This window comes from Streptomyces sp. NBC_01255 (assembly GCF_036226445.1).
Taxonomy (GTDB): Bacteria; Actinomycetota; Actinomycetes; order Streptomycetales; family Streptomycetaceae; genus Streptomyces.
Window position 1 is genome coordinate 921,488 of the sequence record NZ_CP108474.1, and the last position, 15,438, is coordinate 936,925.

The window sequence follows — 15,438 nt, forward strand, 5'->3', positions numbered from 1 at the left end:
ACCGCATGCGGGGGAAGTCAAGGCAGCAGCTTCGGCTTCTAGAGGTGGCGAGCGTGGACGTCTTCGATGCCGTCGTCGTCGGATCGGGTTTCGGCGGATCCGTCACCGCATTTCGTCTGGCCGAGGCCGACCTGAGCGTATGCCTGCTGGAAAGAGGACAGCCGTTCCCGCCCGGGTCCTTTCCGCGCAGCCCGCGTGACACGGCCAAAAACTTCTGGGACCCGGACTCCCGCCTCTACGGAATGTACGACATGTGGAGCTTCTCGAAGCTCGACGCCCTGGTGTCCAGCGGGCTCGGCGGGGGCTCGCTGATCTACGCCAACGTGCTGATCCGCAAGCCGGAAAGCTGGTTCGTCCACGAGGCGTTCGACGGCGGCTACGAGGACTGGCCCGTCACACTCCAGGACCTCGATCCGTACTACCAGCGCGTCGAGGACATGCTCGGTGCGCAGCGGTACCCGTCCGATGTGAAGCCCTATCAGGACACGCCCAAGACCCTCGCCATGGAGCAGGCGGCGGCCCGGCTGGGTCTTCCGTGGGAGCGTCCGAAGCTGGCCGTCTCGTTCGGAGACCCCGCCGTGCCCGGCGCGCCCATCCCGGGCGGCGAGGACAACATCCATCACAGCCCCCGCTTCACGTGCAAGCTCGTCGGCGAATGCGACCTGGGCTGCAACTTCGGCAGCAAGAACAGTCTCGATTTCACCTACCTCAGCGCCGCGGACCGGCTCGGGGCGGACATCCGGACCGGCTGCGAGGTCCGCTCGTTCGAACCGGTCCCGCAGGGATTCCTGGTCTCCTACATCAAGCACGACGCCACCGGGGACGGAGATCCGCACGCGTCTCCCGAGCTGCACACCCTCAGGGCCAAGCGGCTGGTTCTCTCCGCCGGCACCCTCGGCACCACCTATCTGCTGCTGAGAAACCGCAGCGCCTTTCCCGCCCTCAGTCCGGCGCTGGGTACCCACTTCTCCGGAAACGGCGACTTTCTCGGGCTGGTCCTCAAAGCCCGGCGGAGCATTCAGGGCAGGCCCGGGGAGACGGAGCCGCGCATGCTGGAGCCGAGTTTCGGCCCGGTCATCACGAGTGCGATGCGCGTGGACCGCGAGGAGAACGGCGAGAACGGCGAGAGCGTCCGGGGCTTCTACATCGAGGACGCCGGATACCCGGAATTCCTGAACTGGCTCGTCGAGCACAACGTCCTCACCATGTCGAACAGGGTCGCGAGGTTCCTGCTGCGGCGAGGCTGGTCGCAGCTGACGGGAACGGCAAAGAGCCGTGTGGGACGACAGCTCGGCGACGCCATGGGCAAGGGGCTGTTCACCGCGACGTCCGCGCCGCTGCTCGGCATGGGAAGGGACGTCCCCAACGGCCGCATGTTCCTCCGGGACGGGCATCTCGACCTCGCCTGGGACCTCACCGCCTCGGCTCCGTACTTCGACCAGATGAACACGACCATGAAGCGTGTGTCCCACAGCATCGGCGGGCGCTACGCATCGAGTCCCCTGTGGTGGCTCAACCGCCTCATCACCGTGCATCCCCTGGGCGGCGCGCCGATGGGACGCCATGAGCGGGAAGGCGTGGTCGACTCCTTCGGGCGGGTGTACGGCTACCCGGGGCTTTCGATCGCCGACGGCTCGGTGATGCCCGGCCCCGTGGGGCCGAATCCCTCGCTCACCATCGCGGCACTGGCCGACCGGTCGGCCGACCGCATCATCGAGGATCACCGACAGCACTCCGCGGAGCCCACATGACGACCGGCCAGGGCGGCGAGCGCCGCGAGGCGTCCCCCCGCAGATCCCTCATCCTCGCCGGCGGCGGCCTGAAGGTGGCCTTCCAGGCGGGCGTCCTCCAAGTCCTCCTGGACGAGGCCGAGTTGCGGTTCGATCACGTCGACGGAGCCAGTGGAGGCGTGTTCAACCTCGCGATGTACTGCCAAGGGATGTCCGGGCGCGAGATCGCGGACAACTGGCGCACCCTCTCCCCGCTGAAGGGCGTCACCCCGAACTGGCGCGAGTTGCCGAAGGGACCGTACGCCCGTTCCCTCTTCACGCTGGACGGCTATCGGCGCCGCGTCTTCCCGGACTGGGGACTGGACTGGGAGCGGATCCGGGCCACCGACCGGGAAGCCACCTTCAACCTCTACGACTTCAGCTCCAACGAGCTGGAGACGGTGACCGCGGACCGCATGGACGAGGACCGCTTCTGCGCCGGGGTGGCACTGCCCATGTGGTTCCCTCCCGTCGTGATCGACGGGAGGACGTACATCGACCCGGTCTACCTGACGGACGGGAACGTCGAAGAGGCCATCCGGCGAGGCTGCGACGAACTGTGGATCATCTGGACGGTCAGCCGGCGGCACCGCTGGCGGAACGGCTTCGTGGCCAACTACTTCCACATCATCGAAACGACCGCCAACGGCCAGTTGAAGCACTGGCTTCGCCGGATCGAGGCCAGCAACACGGCCATCCGCGCGGGAGAGCACGGAGAGTTCGGACGCCTCATCGACGTCAGGCTCCTGAGCGCCGAGGTCCCGCTGAACTACCTCGTCAACTTCAGCAGGGACCGTTTCGCCCAGGCCGTGGAACTCGGCGTCCACCGCGCCCGCCAGTGGTGCACCGACCAGGGGATTCCCTGGAAGCCCGGCGCCCCTCCGGACCGCCCCGACGGCCCCACCCGTCTGCGCTTCACCGAACGCATGGTCGGACGCGTCGCCTTCGGCGAGCACGACGTCCAGGACATGCCCGCGCCGGAGGATGCGACTGCCGTCGACCTGGCCCTGCACGTGACCGTCGACATTCAGGGGATGGACCGCTTCCTCGTCGATCCGGAGCACGAGGCCTCCCTGCGGGGAGAGATCGTCTGCCAGGCTCTGGGCGGACGCCTTCCGGTCGAGCGAGGAACCTTCCAGCTGTTCGTGGAACGGTCCGACCCGGAACATCTCCAGATGTGTTACCGCCTGTTCTTCACCGACCGCGCCGGTCACCCCCTCACCCTCAGCGGGCACAAGGACGTCAACGAGGACTCCCGCCGGGGAGTCTGGAAGGACACGTCCGTCCTCCACACCCGCGTCCTCCGTGGCCACGTCGGCATCGACGAGGAGGCCGAAGCCCAGGTGGTGGCCACGGGAGCCGTTCGCATCCGCCCGGCCGACTTCCTGAAGCAGCTCACCACCTTCCGGGTCGAAGCGCCGACGCTCGCCGGCAGGGCGGCCACGCTGGGCCGCTTCGGACGGTTCTTCTCCGGCAAGCTGTGGGACGTGTACGCGCAGAACGTCCTGCCCTGGTCACCCCTGTGAACGAGGAGTCGTCGTGGACGTCGGCAAGCTGCGCAAGCGCGCAACGGAGCTCCGGTTCACCCCGCGGAAGCCGGTGCGCTGGCTGGCACCGACGGAGCTGTCACGTACGGCGGTCAAGGTCGGTCTGGCCGCGGTGTTCGCCGACTACGCGGACAAGCGCGAGATACAGGGCGCGCTCCGGGCCGGACTGCTGCAGGCTCCGTTGGCGCATCCCGACGCCGGGGAGATCTGGATCGACTTCGTCGCCGACCTCGGCGACGGCTTCGAGGCGACGTACTCGGTGGCGTCCGCGCTGGCCGCGCCCGAGCTCGCCGTCTCCGATGCCGTCTCGTGCCCCCGGGGTTCGCTGCTCGTCCTCGGCGGGGACCAGGTGTATCCGGTGGCCTCGACGACGGCGTACGAGGACCGGCTGAAGGGGCCCTACCGCGCCGCGCTCCCGTCGGCACCCGACCAGCCGCTCATGGTGGCGCTGCCGGGCAACCACGACTGGTACGACGGACTCACCGCGTTCCTGCGGACGTTCGCCCAGGAGAGGTGCATCGGCGGCTGGCAGACCCGGCAGACCCGGAGCTACTTCGCGGTGCGGCTGCCGCGGCGCTGGTGGCTCGTCGGTCTGGACAGTCAGCTCGGCTCCTACATCGACGATCCGCAGCGACGGTACTTCGAGACCTGCCTCTCGCCGCGGCTGCTGCCGGGCGACAGCGTGATCGTCTGCTCCGCCGCGCCGACCTGGATCAAGAGCCACGGGGATCCCGACTCCTTCAACACCCTTCACTGGTTCGACCGGAACTTCATCCGGACCCGGCTCGACCGGGTGACCGGGCAGCGCGTGGACACGGGCGCGTCGATCCGCCTCTGGCTGACCGGCGACAAGCACCACTACGCCCGCTACGAGGAACGGCTGCCCGACGACCCGCCCACGTCCGGCGGAACCCCGCCCACGAACCCCCGACGGCGCCAGATGGTGACGTGCGGCCTGGGCGGCGCGTTCCTGTCCTCCACGCACAGACTGCCGAACGCGCTGTCGCTTCCCCCTGCCACGTCGCGGCTGCGGAAGAAGGACGACCCGCCGGCGGCATTCGCCCTCAGCCCGCACACGTACCCCACGGCGCAAGAGTCCCGCTCGCTCGCCCGGAGGATCGCCAACCCCTTCACGCGGTACTGGCTCGGGTGGCGCAACCCCGGGTTCGCCGGACTGGCCGGGGTGGTGCAGCTGGTGCTCGTCCTGTTGATGAGTGGCGCGTTCGCGCTGGCCGCAGGGAGACGGCATCCCGTCGACGCCATCCGGAGTGCCGGCGCCTACGACGTGATCGGCATGGTCGGCGTGTGCGTCTTTCTCTTCATCCTGCCCTTCGTGCTCGGCTGGGGAAGACGACCGGCGGGCGCACGGCCACCGCGGAGAATGACCGGTCCGATCGTCGCCACGCTGCTGCAACTGGCGGTCGCCGCAGGTGTCCTGGCCGTCACCGTCACCGTGGTCTGGGCGCTGCCACCTTCGTGGTTCGGATTGCTCCGGCTGGCCATCCCCGTGGCCGTCATCGTGGTGACGGGCGCGTTCCTCGGCTCCGCGGTCTTCGCCCTGTGGGTGCTGTTGACGCACCACGGTCTGGTCGCCGATTGGCAAATGTCCGGCCAGTCCGTCGACGACCGCACGGGCTTCGTCCGGATGCACATCGCACCGGACGGCACGCTCACGCTCTACCCGCTGGCACTCCAAGGCACCTGCCGGGACTGGCGACTCGACGTGGTCGCGGACACCCCGACCTCGTGGGTCCGGCCGGTACCCGGTACGCCGCCGACCGTGCGACTCATCGAAGATCCCGTGGTGATCGCACGGCACGGAGGACGAGCGGAGATCAGCCGCGGCCGCGGCGGTTGAACGCCGCCCTCGCCCAGAGGAAGCCGACCAGGAGGACGCCGATCAGCCATCCCATGGCGAGGTAGCCGCTGTTGCCGATCTCGCTGCCCATGAGGAGCCCGCGCACCGTGTCGATGACGGGCGTGAAGGGCTGGTACTCGGCGAACAGGCGCACCGCCGTCGGCATCGAGTCCGTGGGCACGAAGGCGCTGCTGACCAGCGGCAGCAACTGCAGTGGCAGCATGGCGGTGCCGGCGCCGCCAGGGCTCTTGGCCTGGGCCCCGAAGGCGATCGAGAGCCAGGTCAGAGCGATGCCGAGCAGAGTGAGCACGCCGAACGCGGCGAGCCATTCGACCGGGGTCGAGGTGGGGCTGAAGCCCATGAGCAGGGCCACCAGGAGGACGAGCGTGACGGTGGCCATCGTGCGGATGGTTCCGCCGATCACATGCCCGGTCAGCACCGCGGAGCGCGAGATCGGCATGGTGCGGAATCGTTTGACGATGCCTTCCGTCAGGTCGACGCTCACCATCACCGCCGTGGTCCCGCCGCCGTAGCAGACCGTGAGCAGGATCATCGAGGGGGCGATGTAGTTCAGATACTCGGTGCGACCCGAACCGCCGCCCATTCCGGCGCCCATGGTGCCGCCGAGAATGTAGACGAACATGAGCAGCAGGATGATGGGCGTCACCAGGCTGGAGACCAGCATGACGGGATAACGGATTCCGTGCCGCAGGCTGCGCCGCAGCATGGTCATCGAATCGGTGACCACGTAGGAGGAGCTGCTCATCGGGCGGACCCCTTCTGGGCGCTGCTCGGGTCGGTCAGAGCGAGGAACACGTCATCGAGGTCGGGAGAGTGGACCGTCAATTCGTCGACCTCGACGGCCACGTCGTCCAGTGTGTCGAGCAGCGTCCGGAGGGAGCGGACACTGCCGTCGGTCGGGACCCTCAGCGCGAGGGACTTCTCGTCCCTGGACACGTCGTCGAGGATGCGGGCCGCCGCCTCGAGGTGGCCGGTCTCGGCGAACTGCAGCCGGATGTAGCTTCCCGGGACGCGCCGCTTGAGTTCCTCGGCGGTGCCCTCGGCGACCAGGCTCCCGTGGTCGAGGACCGCGATGCGGTCGGCGAGCTGGTCCGCCTCTTCCAGGTACTGGGTGGTGAGGAAGACGGTGACGCCTTCGGCGACCAGGCCGCGGATGATGCCCCACATGGCGTGCCGGCTGCGGGGATCGAGGCCGGTGGTCGGTTCGTCGAGGAAGATGATGCGCGGCCTGCCGACCAGCGTCATGGCGAGGTCGAGCCTGCGCCGCATGCCCCCGGAGTAGGTGAGGGCTCCCTTGTCCGCCGCGTCCACCAGGTCGAACTGCTCCAGCAGTTCGGCGGCTCGACGCCGGCCGCCGCTGCGGCCCAAGTGGTACAGGTCCGCCATCATGATCAGGTTCTCCCTGCCGGTGAGCAGGTTGTCCACCGCGGAGAACTGACCCGTGACGCCGATGGCCGCCCGGACCTCCGCGGCGTTCCGCGTGATGTCGTGGCCCGCGACGTGTACGTCACCCGCGTCCGCGTCGGTGAGCGTCGCCAGGATCTCGACGGTCGTCGTCTTGCCGGCTCCGTTGGGGCCGAGGAGCGAGAAGATGGTGCCGGCCGGGATGTCCAGGTCGATGCCGTCGAGCACCACCTTGTCTCCGTACGCCTTGCGTAAGCCGGTCGCCTTGATTGCTGCGGGGGGCGTTGTCACGTCCCCTCCTTTCCTTCCTGCCCGATGTGCGCGGGGGGTACGAACCCCGTCAGGAGTGGTGGATGTCGATCTGGCCGACCAGGGTGCGCAGGTGCAGCCTGACGGTCTCCTCGGACGCCCCGGGCCCGTCGGTGGAGTTCAGGGCGTTGCTCACCCCGCCCACCAGGGCGTGGGCGTCGACGTACGCCGCCGAGTCCTCGTGGACGCCGACCTCGATCGAGCCGCGGGCGGTTTCGAGCGTGACCGATCCTCGGGAGACTTCGCTGACGTGGATGTCGCCGTTGGCGTTCTTGATCTCGACGTCACCGTCGGCCCGGCCGACCGAGACGTCGCCGTTGGTCGCGTTCAGTGTCAGACCGCGTGAGACGTGGCCGACCTTGGTGACGCCGCTGAGGTTCTCGATCGTGGCGGAACCGTCGACGTCGGCGATACGCAGCTTGCCCTGCGCGACGGTGATGTCGACGTCTCCCAGGACACGCTTGATCGTGACGTTGCCGAGCCCCGCCTCCAGGCGAAGCCCCGCGGTCTCCTCCAGGCGGATGTCACCGCATCCCGACTCGAAGCGGAAGGAGCCGAGCCGCCCCTGCCCGTCGACGGATCCCACGGCCGCGTCACCCTGCACCCGGGAGCCGGCCGGCAGGGCGATCGTGATGTGGATCGACTCGTCGCTGGTGGTCTCGACGTTCTTCTGCTTGCCGAAGAGCCTGCGGCGCGGCTTGGGGCCGCGGATCTGCAACGTGCCGCCGCTGTAGTCGACTTCGGTCTCCTCGGCGGCCCGGCGACTGGCCTCGCTGCCGTTGCTCGGCCGGACCTCCACCACGGTGTCGGTGCGGTCGTCGGCACGGAGTTCGACGTCTCCGGCGGCGATGCCGATCCGGACGGAGATCGGGTCGGGGGTTTCGAATGTGGGCATGCCAAACGCCTTTCTGGGCAGTCCAAACGTGGTCGACGAGCGACTGGACCGGGACGGGACGACGAAGCCACGCGATGGAGCGCACTCGATGGGGCGGACTCGATGGGGCGGACTCAGCCCTCAGCGGGACCAGCCGGAGTAGCCCTGACCGATCCGCAGCTCGCCTCCGGCGCGGGTGCCGCCTACGGCGGCGGTGACGACGCGGGCGAGCCATGCGTTCGCCGACAGGCCCTCAAGGCCCGCGACTTCGTCGACCAGCAGCTTGACGGACTCGGGAATACGAAGGGTGACACGCGCCATCGCGCCGTCCCCCGCGGGCGGTCCGGATGTCGGTGCGGCCGGAGCCGAACCGGCGGGTGCGGAGGGCGGGGAATCCTCCACCGGGACCGTGACCCGGAAATCGGGGTTGCTCCCCCGGAGAACCACGTCCACGGAACCCGGCTTCAGGTCCACGGCGATCTCCTCGGCCGCGGCCGACACCACTTCCAGCAGGGTGAGCCGGATCGCCGACTCCAGCGGAATGGCGAACCGCTCAAGAAAGGCCTCTGCCTCCTCCCCTCCCGCTGTACCGGCAGCGGCGACCGCACGATTGAGACTCGCGACAAACGGCGCCAGATCCATGACGTCACCGTAGCGTCATGAGTGACGTCACTACAAGCGGCGATGACGTCACATCCATCGATCTGACGTCACCCTCGACCCGGCTGACGTCACCCGCACGCCACGGGTCAGCGCACGCGCCCGCGGGCCTTCAGCTGGGTCGCCGGGAGCTCCGGGGCCGGAAGGCGGTCGCCGTCGTAGCCCTTCACCTCGCCGAAGCGGCCGCTGTCCACCCAGGCCTCGCGGGCCTCGCGGATCTCCTCGTCCGTGCGGCCGATGAAGTTCCACCACATGACGATCTCCTCCTCGAACGGTTCACCGCCGAGGAGCATCAGGCCCGCGTCCGACAGGGCGCGCAGGGGCAGCTCGGTGCGGCCGCAGCCGAGGTACAGCATGGAGCCGGGCAGGACCGGTACGCCGTCGACGTGGGCCTCGCCCGACATGGCCAGGACCGCGTACTCGAAGTCGGGCTCCAGCGGGAGGCTCGTCTCGGTGCCCGCCGTCAGCGTGAGGTCGGCTCCGACGAGCGGCGAGTACGTGGTGCCGGGCGAGGTGGCGCCGTCGAGGGCCCCGAGGATCACGGTGGCCGTGAGACCGGGGGCCGTGACCCGGGGCAGGTCGGCGTGGTGCTGGAAGTGGGGCTCCACGTGGCGGTGGGCGTCGGGGAGCGCGACCCAGAGCTGTGCGCCGTGGAGGAAGCGGGCGTGCGGGCGGGGGCTCTCCTCGGAGTGGGAGATCGCCCGGCCCGAGGTCATCAGGCCCAGCTCACGCGGGCGGACCGTCTGGAGGCTGCCGGTGGAGTCGCGGTGCAGGACCTCGCCCTCGTGGAGCCAGCTCACGGTCTGCAGCCCCATGTGCGGGTGGGGCGGGACCTGCATGCCGGGCTCGTCGGCGATGTCGTCGGGGCCGTAGTGGTCGACGAACGCCCAGGCGCCGACCATCCGCCGGCCGAGGTTCGGGAGCAGTCGGCGGACCTCGGTCGACTCCCCGAGCTGGACGCGCCGCGGGCTGAGGAGCTCTCGTACGGGCTCGGCGACGACGAAGCCGCGGCCACCGCACACCGTCAACGCGGCCTGACGATCAAGATTGCTCATGACGCTCAACCTATCGTAGTGGAATGTTCAACTATCCAGGTTTGTTGACCTGGTCGACCGTCACACAGAGTGGCAGATCCGGGAAGCCGGAAGGGGAGAGCAAGTGAGCGACACGTACTACGAGTTCGGAACGGCCGGGGAACGCTGGGACCGCGCACGGTTGTTCTTCGACGCGAAGGAGTACGGGACCGCCGTCCGTATCCTGCGCGGCCTCGTCGCCGAGCACCCGGAGCAGACGGCCCAGCGGCTCCTCCTCGCGCGTGCCTACTACCACTCCGCGCAGCTCACCCGGGCCGAGACCGAACTGCGGGCCGTCCTGGACCGCGACCCCGTCGAGCACTACGCCCGGCTGATGCTCGGACGCACGCTGGAGCGCCAGGGGCGCCCGGACGAGGCCGCGCCGCACCTGAGGATGGCCGCCGCGATGGCGGGCGAGACCCCGCCCTGACGCCGTTCTGATACCCCCGCACGGTATGGTCGCGCCAGGAGGTCCTGGTCTTGCGTACACGTCGGGCGGCCCGCGGACAGCGCGGCATGCGAGCAGGAGGTGCCCTGGCGCACCTCCTGCTCGTCGTCGTGCTCGCGCTCGGGGTGTTCCTGATGCACGCCGTCGGCCACCCCGAGGGCTCCGGCGGTACGACGGAGACCACCGCGGCCGCCCACCACTCCACCCCGGAGCCCGGCGCGCATGCCGCCGGCGGCGACGGCTCCGACGCGCGGCACGACCCCGGCGCGGGGATGGACATGACCACGCTGTGCGTGGCCGTTCTCGGCGCCTGGCTCCTCGCCGGGCTCGTCCGGGCCGCCCTGGCCCGACGCCCCGACTGGCTCACCGTCGTCCTCGCGCGGCTCGTCCCCGCCCTGGGACCCCACGCGCCGCCGCGCAGACCTCCCGACCTCGCCCTGCTGTCCGTCCTGCGGATCTAGGCCGTATCGCCACCGCGGGCGCCTCGCGCTGCCCGTGAACGCCTTCGACCTGACCTTTTTCCCGCCGGTACGGACACCCGTTCCGTACGGACAGCACACGAGGTATCACTCCCATGCGCACCTTCACGCGTCGCACCGCCAAGAAGTTCGCCCTCGCCGGCGTCGTCACCGCCACCGGGCTCCTGCTCGCCGCCTGCGGAACGGACGACGGGATGAGCGGCATGGACCACGGCGGCAATTCCGCCACGGCCTCCGCTCCCGCCTCTCCCTCCGCTTCCGCTTCCGCTTCCGCTTCCGCTTCCGCTTCCGCCGAAGGGTCCGCCACCGGGGCCGAGGCCGCCGCGCCCGGGGCCTTCAACGACGCGGACGTCATGTTCGCGCAGATGATGATCCCCCACCACGAGCAGGCCCTGGAGATGGCGAAGCTCGCCGACGGCCGGGCCGAGGACCCCGAGGTCAAGAAGCTCGTCGCCGCGATCGAGCGGGCGCAGGACCCGGAGATCCGGAAGATGAAGGCCTGGCTGAAGGGCTGGGGCAAGCCCGAGTCCGCCGGTGCCGGTCACGGTTCCGGGGGCGGGAGCGGCCACGGCATGGCCGGGATGATGTCCGAGCAGGACATGAAGGACCTGGCGGCCGTCAAGGGCGAGGCCTTCGACCGGAAGTTCGCCGAGCTGATGATCGCCCACCACGACGGCGCCGTCGACATGGCGAAGGACGAGCAGAAGAACGGCCGGAACGCCTCGGCGAAGAAGCTCGCCGACGATGTCGTCCGGACCCAGTCCACCGAGATCGCCGAGCTGCGGAAGATCCTCGACCGGCTCTGACCGCGAGCGGCCGGCCCTCACCGGGGCCGGCCGCCCGCGCCCCGTCCCTTCCGCTCCCTTCCTTCCTCTCCTCCGGCGAAAGAACGATGAAGAAGCACTCCCCCGGGCCCACGGCCACCGCCGCCGTCACCGCCCTCACCCTCGCGCTCGCCCTGACTGCCTGCTCGCAGGAGCCGGCCGCCGACGACACCCCCGACGTCACTCTGAGTCACATCCACGGCCTCGGCGTACGCGGCGACACCCTCTACGTCGCCACCCACGACGGCGTCCACACCCCCGACGCCGCCGGCCGCCCGACGCTCGTCGGCGACCGCCGGGACGACTTCATGGGCTTCACGGTCACGGCTTCGGGCGCCTTCCTCGCGAGCGGGCACCCCGCCCCCGGCACCGGCGGACCCGCCGACCTCGGTCTCGTCGAGTCGACGGACGCCGGGCGTACGTGGCACGAGAAGTCCCTCGGCGGCGAGGTCGACTTCCACTCCCTCGACACCGCGCCCGATTCCACGGTCTACGGCTACGACAGCGCGAACGGCCGCCTGCGGGTCAGCCCCGACGGCGTCACCTGGGAGGACCGGGCCGCCCTGCGCGCCCTCGACATCGCCGTCTCCCCCGCCGCCCCGGACACCGTCCTCGCCACCACCGAGACCGGCGTGGCCCGCAGCGCGGACGGCGGCAGGACCTTCGCCCCGGCCAGGGGCCAGGTCCTGTCGTACGTCTCCTGGGGTGCTCCCGACGCCCTCTTCGGCGTCGATCCGAGCGGGGTGCTCTTCCGCGGTACGGATACGGGGACGGGTTCCGGTGTCCGCTGGGCCCGGGTCGCCACCGTGCCGGGCGGGGCCCCTCAGGCGCTCACCGTCGTGGACGCCCGCCGCCTGCTCGCCGCCACCCAGGACGGGGTGTACGAGTCGCGGGACGGCGGGCGGACCTTCGAGCGGCGGGTCACGGTGGCTTCGGGCAAGGGCGGCCACTGACCTCACCCCTCGCGCCGCTCCACGACCACCTCGCCGCCCACCACGACCGTCTCCGCCACCGTGCCCGGGATCTCCTCGGGTGCGACGCGGAGGATGTCACGGGAGAGGACGACGAAGTCGGCGAGCTTTCCCACCGTCAGCGAACCCCGCTCGTCCTCCAGGTAGTTGGCGTAGGCCGAGCCCATCGTGTAGCCCTCGACGGCGGCGGCGACGTCGATCGTCTCGCCCGCCGTCCAGCTCTCCCCGCCGCCGGGCGGGCGGCGGGTGACGGCCGCGTGGATGCCCACCATGGGGTCCATCTCGGCGACGTTCCAGTCGCTGGAGAGTGCGAGGACCGCCCCGGCGTCGCGCAGGCTGCGCAGCGGCCAGGCCTTGTGCCAGCGGTCCGGGCCGACGTTCTCGGCCCAGTCCTTGCCGGGTCCCGCGATGTCGGGGGCGGCGTGCCGGGGCTGCATGCAGGCGACGACGCCGAGTTCGGCGAAGCGGGGGGTGTCGGCCGGGTCGAGGCACTCGACGTGGACGATCTGGTGGCGTGCGTCGCGTGGCCCGTTGGCGGTTCGGGCGCGGGCGACGGCGTCGAGGACGGTGCGGATGCCCCGGTCGCCGGTGGCGTGGACGAAGCACTGGAAGCCGCGCGCGTCGAGGCGGGTGAGGAGCTCGGCGAACTCCTCGGGCGGGTAGAAGGTGTCGCCGCGGTGGTGGGCGCAGCCCGCGTACGGCTCCAGGAGGGCGGCCGTGCGGGGTTCGACGACGTCGTCGATGTACAGCTTGAGCGGGCCGACCCGCAGCCGGTCGTCCGCGAACTCCTTCGCCGCGGCTTCGAATGCGTCGAGGTCGGTGTCGGTGGTGCCGCGCGGATGGAAGAGCGCGGCGACGATCCGCGAGCGCAGCCGGCCCTCGGCGCGGGCGCGCTGGAAGAGGGCGAGGTCGTCGAGGGAGTTCTGGGGCTCGACGACGGTGGTGATGCCGTAACCGATGGCGTCGTCGAGGCTCTTGGCGAGCCGGCCGTACTGCCGGTCGGGCGAGGCCCAGGGCACCCCGAGGTCGCGCAGCGCGCGGTGGCCGTCGCGGGAGAGGCCCTTGATCGCGAAGTCCTTGACGAATCCGGTGGGTTCGCCGGTGGCCGGGTCGGTGACGGCCCGGCCGAAGGGCAGATCGGTGTGGTCGCGGTCGACGCCGAGTCGCCGGAGGGCGGCGGTGTTGAGCCAGGCGGTGTGCACGTCGTAGCTGAGGACGACGGCGGGGGTGTCGCCGGTGGCCGGGTCGAGGTCGGCGGCGGTGGGCATGCGTCCGCCGGGGACGGCCGAGTAGTCGAAGGCCTCGGCCTCGATCCACTCGGCGTCGGGGTGCGCCGCGTGCCAGGAGCGGATGCGGTCGTGGATGGCGTCGAGAGTGCGGGCGCCCGCGAGCTGGACGCAGGCGTCGTCCGAGCCGAGGCGGACGTGGTTGTGGGCGTCGACGAAGCCGGGCAGGACGAGCCGCCCTCCGGCGTCGAGCACCCGGGTGCCGGGCCCGGTCCAGGCGTCCGCTCCGGCGTCGGAGCCGATCCAGACGATGCGGCCGGCGCGGACGGCGAGGGCCTGCGCCTCGGGGAGCGCGGGGTCGACGGTGTGGATGCGGGCCCCGAGGAGGACGAGGTCGGCGTGGGCGGGGGTCGCGGCGGTGGTGTTGTTCATGCGGGTGGCTCCGTGACGTACGTACGCGTGTGGTACGGAGGGGCGGGATCGGGGCGACGCGGGGTGGGTCAGGGGTGCGCCGGGGCTACCGTGCGGCGCGCGAGGAGCGCGTACACGAGGGCGGAGACGACCGCGCCGAGGAGCGTGAGGTCCGCGCCGCCGAGCGGGGCGACCAGGGGGCCGGTCCACAGTGCGGAGTCGCAGGTGAGCGCGGAGAAGGTGAGGCCGGCGAGGAGCGCGATCAGGCCGGGCGGATGCCAGCCCGAGCGGTACCAGTAGGCGCCGCCCTCGCGCGCGTGCAGGCCGTCGGAGTCGTAGGCGCAGCGCCGGAGGACCATGTCGGCGAGGAAGACGCCGCCCCAGGGGGCGAAGACGATGATCAGGAGGGAGAGGAAGGAGAGGAGCGAGGTGGTGAAGTCGGTGAGGAAGAGGGCACCGAGGGAGCCCGCGGCGGTGACGGCCGCGCTGATGACGATGGCCCGGGCCCGGTTCCACGGGATGCCGAGGACCTGGAGGTTCAGGCTCGACGAGTAGAGCGTGATGATCGAGTTGGTGACCGAGCCGCCGAGGACGAGGGCGAGGAAGAGCGGCTGGAACCAGCCGGGGAGCAGGCTCTCGGTGCCCGCCACCGCGTCGGTCATGGCGACCTGGGTCGCGGCGGCGACGCCGGCGACGCCCAGGGCGACGGAGGAGAGGAAGCCGCCGAGCGCGCCGCTGACGGTGACGGCCTTGAGGGAGGTCGTGCGGGGCAGGTAGCGGGTGTAGTCGGCGGGCATGGGGAGGTACGAGAAGGGGCCCGCGAGCATGACGACGAAGGCGAGGCTCCAGCCGGCGGCGCCGGGCGCGGCGGAGGGGGCGGAGGTGTCGGCGCCGGGCAGCACGAGGACGAGGAGCGCGGCGAAGCCGACGGCGAGGACGTAGGCCATCCAGCGTTCGGCGAACTGGACGGTGGCGTGGCCCCAGAGGGCGACGGCGAAGGTCAGCGCGAGGGTGACGCCGAGGGCGAGGGCCCGGGTGAGGTGGCCGCTGTGCCAGCCGAGGTCGGCGAAGAAGGCTTCGAGGGCGAGGGTGCCGACCACCGTGTTCACGATGGTGTAGCCGATGCTGACGATCCAGTTGAGCAGACCGGCGGACCAGTTCCCGCGGATGCCGAAGGCGGCCCGGGAGATCACGAGGGTCGCGGTGCCGGTGCGCACGCCGCTGAGTCCGGCCGCGCCGATGGCGAGGAAGGAGAGGCCGCCGAGCACGACGACGAGGGTGGCCTGCCAGAAGGAGAGCCCGAAGGCGACGGCGAGGGCGCCGTTGATGACGTAGGTGAACGTGAGGTTCGAGCCGAACCAGAGCCAGAAGACGTCCTTGGCGCTGCCGTGCCGTTCGGCGTCGGGGATGGGGTCGATGCCGTGCTCCTCGACCTGGAACACCTCGTCCCGGCCCGTCGTCACGGCCACCGTCTCGTGTCCGAGCACACCGCACCTCCTGATCTTGAATGCCGTTCTAAGTTTTTGAATGACATTCAAGATGTGCGATAGATTCAGGCCACGTC

Annotated in this window: 14 protein-coding genes; 7 read left to right on the forward strand and 7 right to left on the reverse strand. The window is 70.6% G+C overall.

Going from position 1 to position 15,438, the window contains the following annotated elements; translation table 11 throughout:
- Positions 1-5: 5 nt before the first annotated feature.
- From OG357_RS03750 to OG357_RS03760, 3 genes are read left to right on the forward strand one after another with little or no spacing between them, the layout of a single operon-like run.
- On the forward strand, positions 6-1,751 hold the full coding sequence (locus OG357_RS03750) for a GMC family oxidoreductase (protein ID WP_329619746.1): 1,746 nt from the start codon (positions 6-8) through the stop codon (positions 1,749-1,751).
- Positions 1,748-3,295, forward strand: coding sequence for a patatin-like phospholipase family protein (locus OG357_RS03755; protein ID WP_329619747.1), 1,548 nt, complete (start codon positions 1,748-1,750; stop codon positions 3,293-3,295). Before OG357_RS03750 ends, OG357_RS03755 begins: the two co-directional genes overlap by 4 nt.
- Positions 3,296-3,308: 13 nt before the next feature.
- Positions 3,309-5,174 carry a hypothetical protein gene (locus tag OG357_RS03760; protein ID WP_329619748.1) on the forward strand — a complete coding sequence of 622 codons (1,866 nt, stop codon included), beginning with the start codon at positions 3,309-3,311 and terminating at the stop codon, positions 5,172-5,174.
- Here the strand turns inward: OG357_RS03760 and OG357_RS03765 are convergent.
- The 5 genes from OG357_RS03765 to OG357_RS03785 all read right to left on the reverse strand — a co-directional run bounded on the left by OG357_RS03765 (position 5,152) and on the right by OG357_RS03785 (position 9,497).
- Positions 5,152-5,940, reverse strand: coding sequence for an ABC transporter permease (locus OG357_RS03765; RefSeq protein WP_329619749.1), 789 nt, complete (start codon positions 5,938-5,940; stop codon positions 5,152-5,154). The genes OG357_RS03760 and OG357_RS03765 overlap by 23 nt on opposite strands.
- Positions 5,937-6,890 carry an ATP-binding cassette domain-containing protein gene (locus OG357_RS03770; RefSeq protein ID WP_329619750.1) on the reverse strand — a complete coding sequence of 318 codons (954 nt, stop codon included), beginning with the start codon at positions 6,888-6,890 and terminating at the stop codon, positions 5,937-5,939. The genes OG357_RS03765 and OG357_RS03770 overlap by 4 nt, the downstream gene beginning before the upstream one ends.
- Positions 6,891-6,939: 49 nt before the next feature.
- Positions 6,940-7,803 (reverse strand): DUF4097 family beta strand repeat-containing protein, encoded by an 864-nt coding sequence (locus OG357_RS03775; protein WP_329619751.1) that lies wholly within the window; start codon positions 7,801-7,803, stop codon positions 6,940-6,942.
- Between the two features lie 120 nt (positions 7,804-7,923).
- Entirely contained in the window at positions 7,924-8,424 is a 501-nt protein-coding gene (locus OG357_RS03780) for a hypothetical protein (RefSeq protein ID WP_329619752.1), read from the reverse strand.
- Positions 8,425-8,531: 107 nt separating this feature from the next.
- Positions 8,532-9,497, reverse strand: a complete 966-nt coding sequence (locus tag OG357_RS03785; protein WP_329619753.1) for a pirin family protein — start codon at positions 9,495-9,497, stop codon at positions 8,532-8,534.
- Positions 9,498-9,600: 103 nt separating this feature from the next.
- On the opposite strand from OG357_RS03785, the gene OG357_RS03790 reads away from it, so the two are divergent.
- The 4 genes from OG357_RS03790 to OG357_RS03805 all read left to right on the forward strand — a co-directional run bounded on the left by OG357_RS03790 (position 9,601) and on the right by OG357_RS03805 (position 12,219).
- Complete coding sequence (locus OG357_RS03790; RefSeq protein WP_329619754.1) at positions 9,601-9,945, forward strand: tetratricopeptide repeat protein; 345 nt, start codon at positions 9,601-9,603, stop codon at positions 9,943-9,945.
- A gap of 86 nt (positions 9,946-10,031) precedes the next feature.
- The gene (locus OG357_RS03795) at positions 10,032-10,424 is read left to right on the forward strand and encodes a DUF6153 family protein (RefSeq protein ID WP_329619755.1); all 393 of its coding nucleotides are present in this window, start codon (positions 10,032-10,034) and stop codon (positions 10,422-10,424) included.
- Between the two features lie 113 nt (positions 10,425-10,537).
- Positions 10,538-11,248: a DUF305 domain-containing protein gene (locus OG357_RS03800; protein ID WP_329619756.1), complete on the forward strand. Its 711-nt coding sequence runs from the start codon at positions 10,538-10,540 to the stop codon at positions 11,246-11,248.
- Between the two features lie 86 nt (positions 11,249-11,334).
- Positions 11,335-12,219, forward strand: coding sequence for a F510_1955 family glycosylhydrolase (locus OG357_RS03805; protein ID WP_329619757.1), 885 nt, complete (start codon positions 11,335-11,337; stop codon positions 12,217-12,219).
- 2 nt (positions 12,220-12,221) lie between these two features.
- Here OG357_RS03805 and OG357_RS03810 read toward each other — a convergent pair whose 3' ends face one another.
- Together OG357_RS03810 and OG357_RS03815 are read right to left on the reverse strand one after the other, a co-directional pair.
- The gene (locus OG357_RS03810) at positions 12,222-13,895 is read right to left on the reverse strand and encodes an amidohydrolase (protein ID WP_329619758.1); all 1,674 of its coding nucleotides are present in this window, start codon (positions 13,893-13,895) and stop codon (positions 12,222-12,224) included.
- Positions 13,896-13,963: 68 nt separating this feature from the next.
- Positions 13,964-15,361 carry a purine-cytosine permease family protein gene (locus OG357_RS03815; RefSeq protein ID WP_329619759.1) on the reverse strand — a complete coding sequence of 466 codons (1,398 nt, stop codon included), beginning with the start codon at positions 15,359-15,361 and terminating at the stop codon, positions 13,964-13,966.
- Between the last annotated feature and the right edge of the window lie 77 nt (positions 15,362-15,438).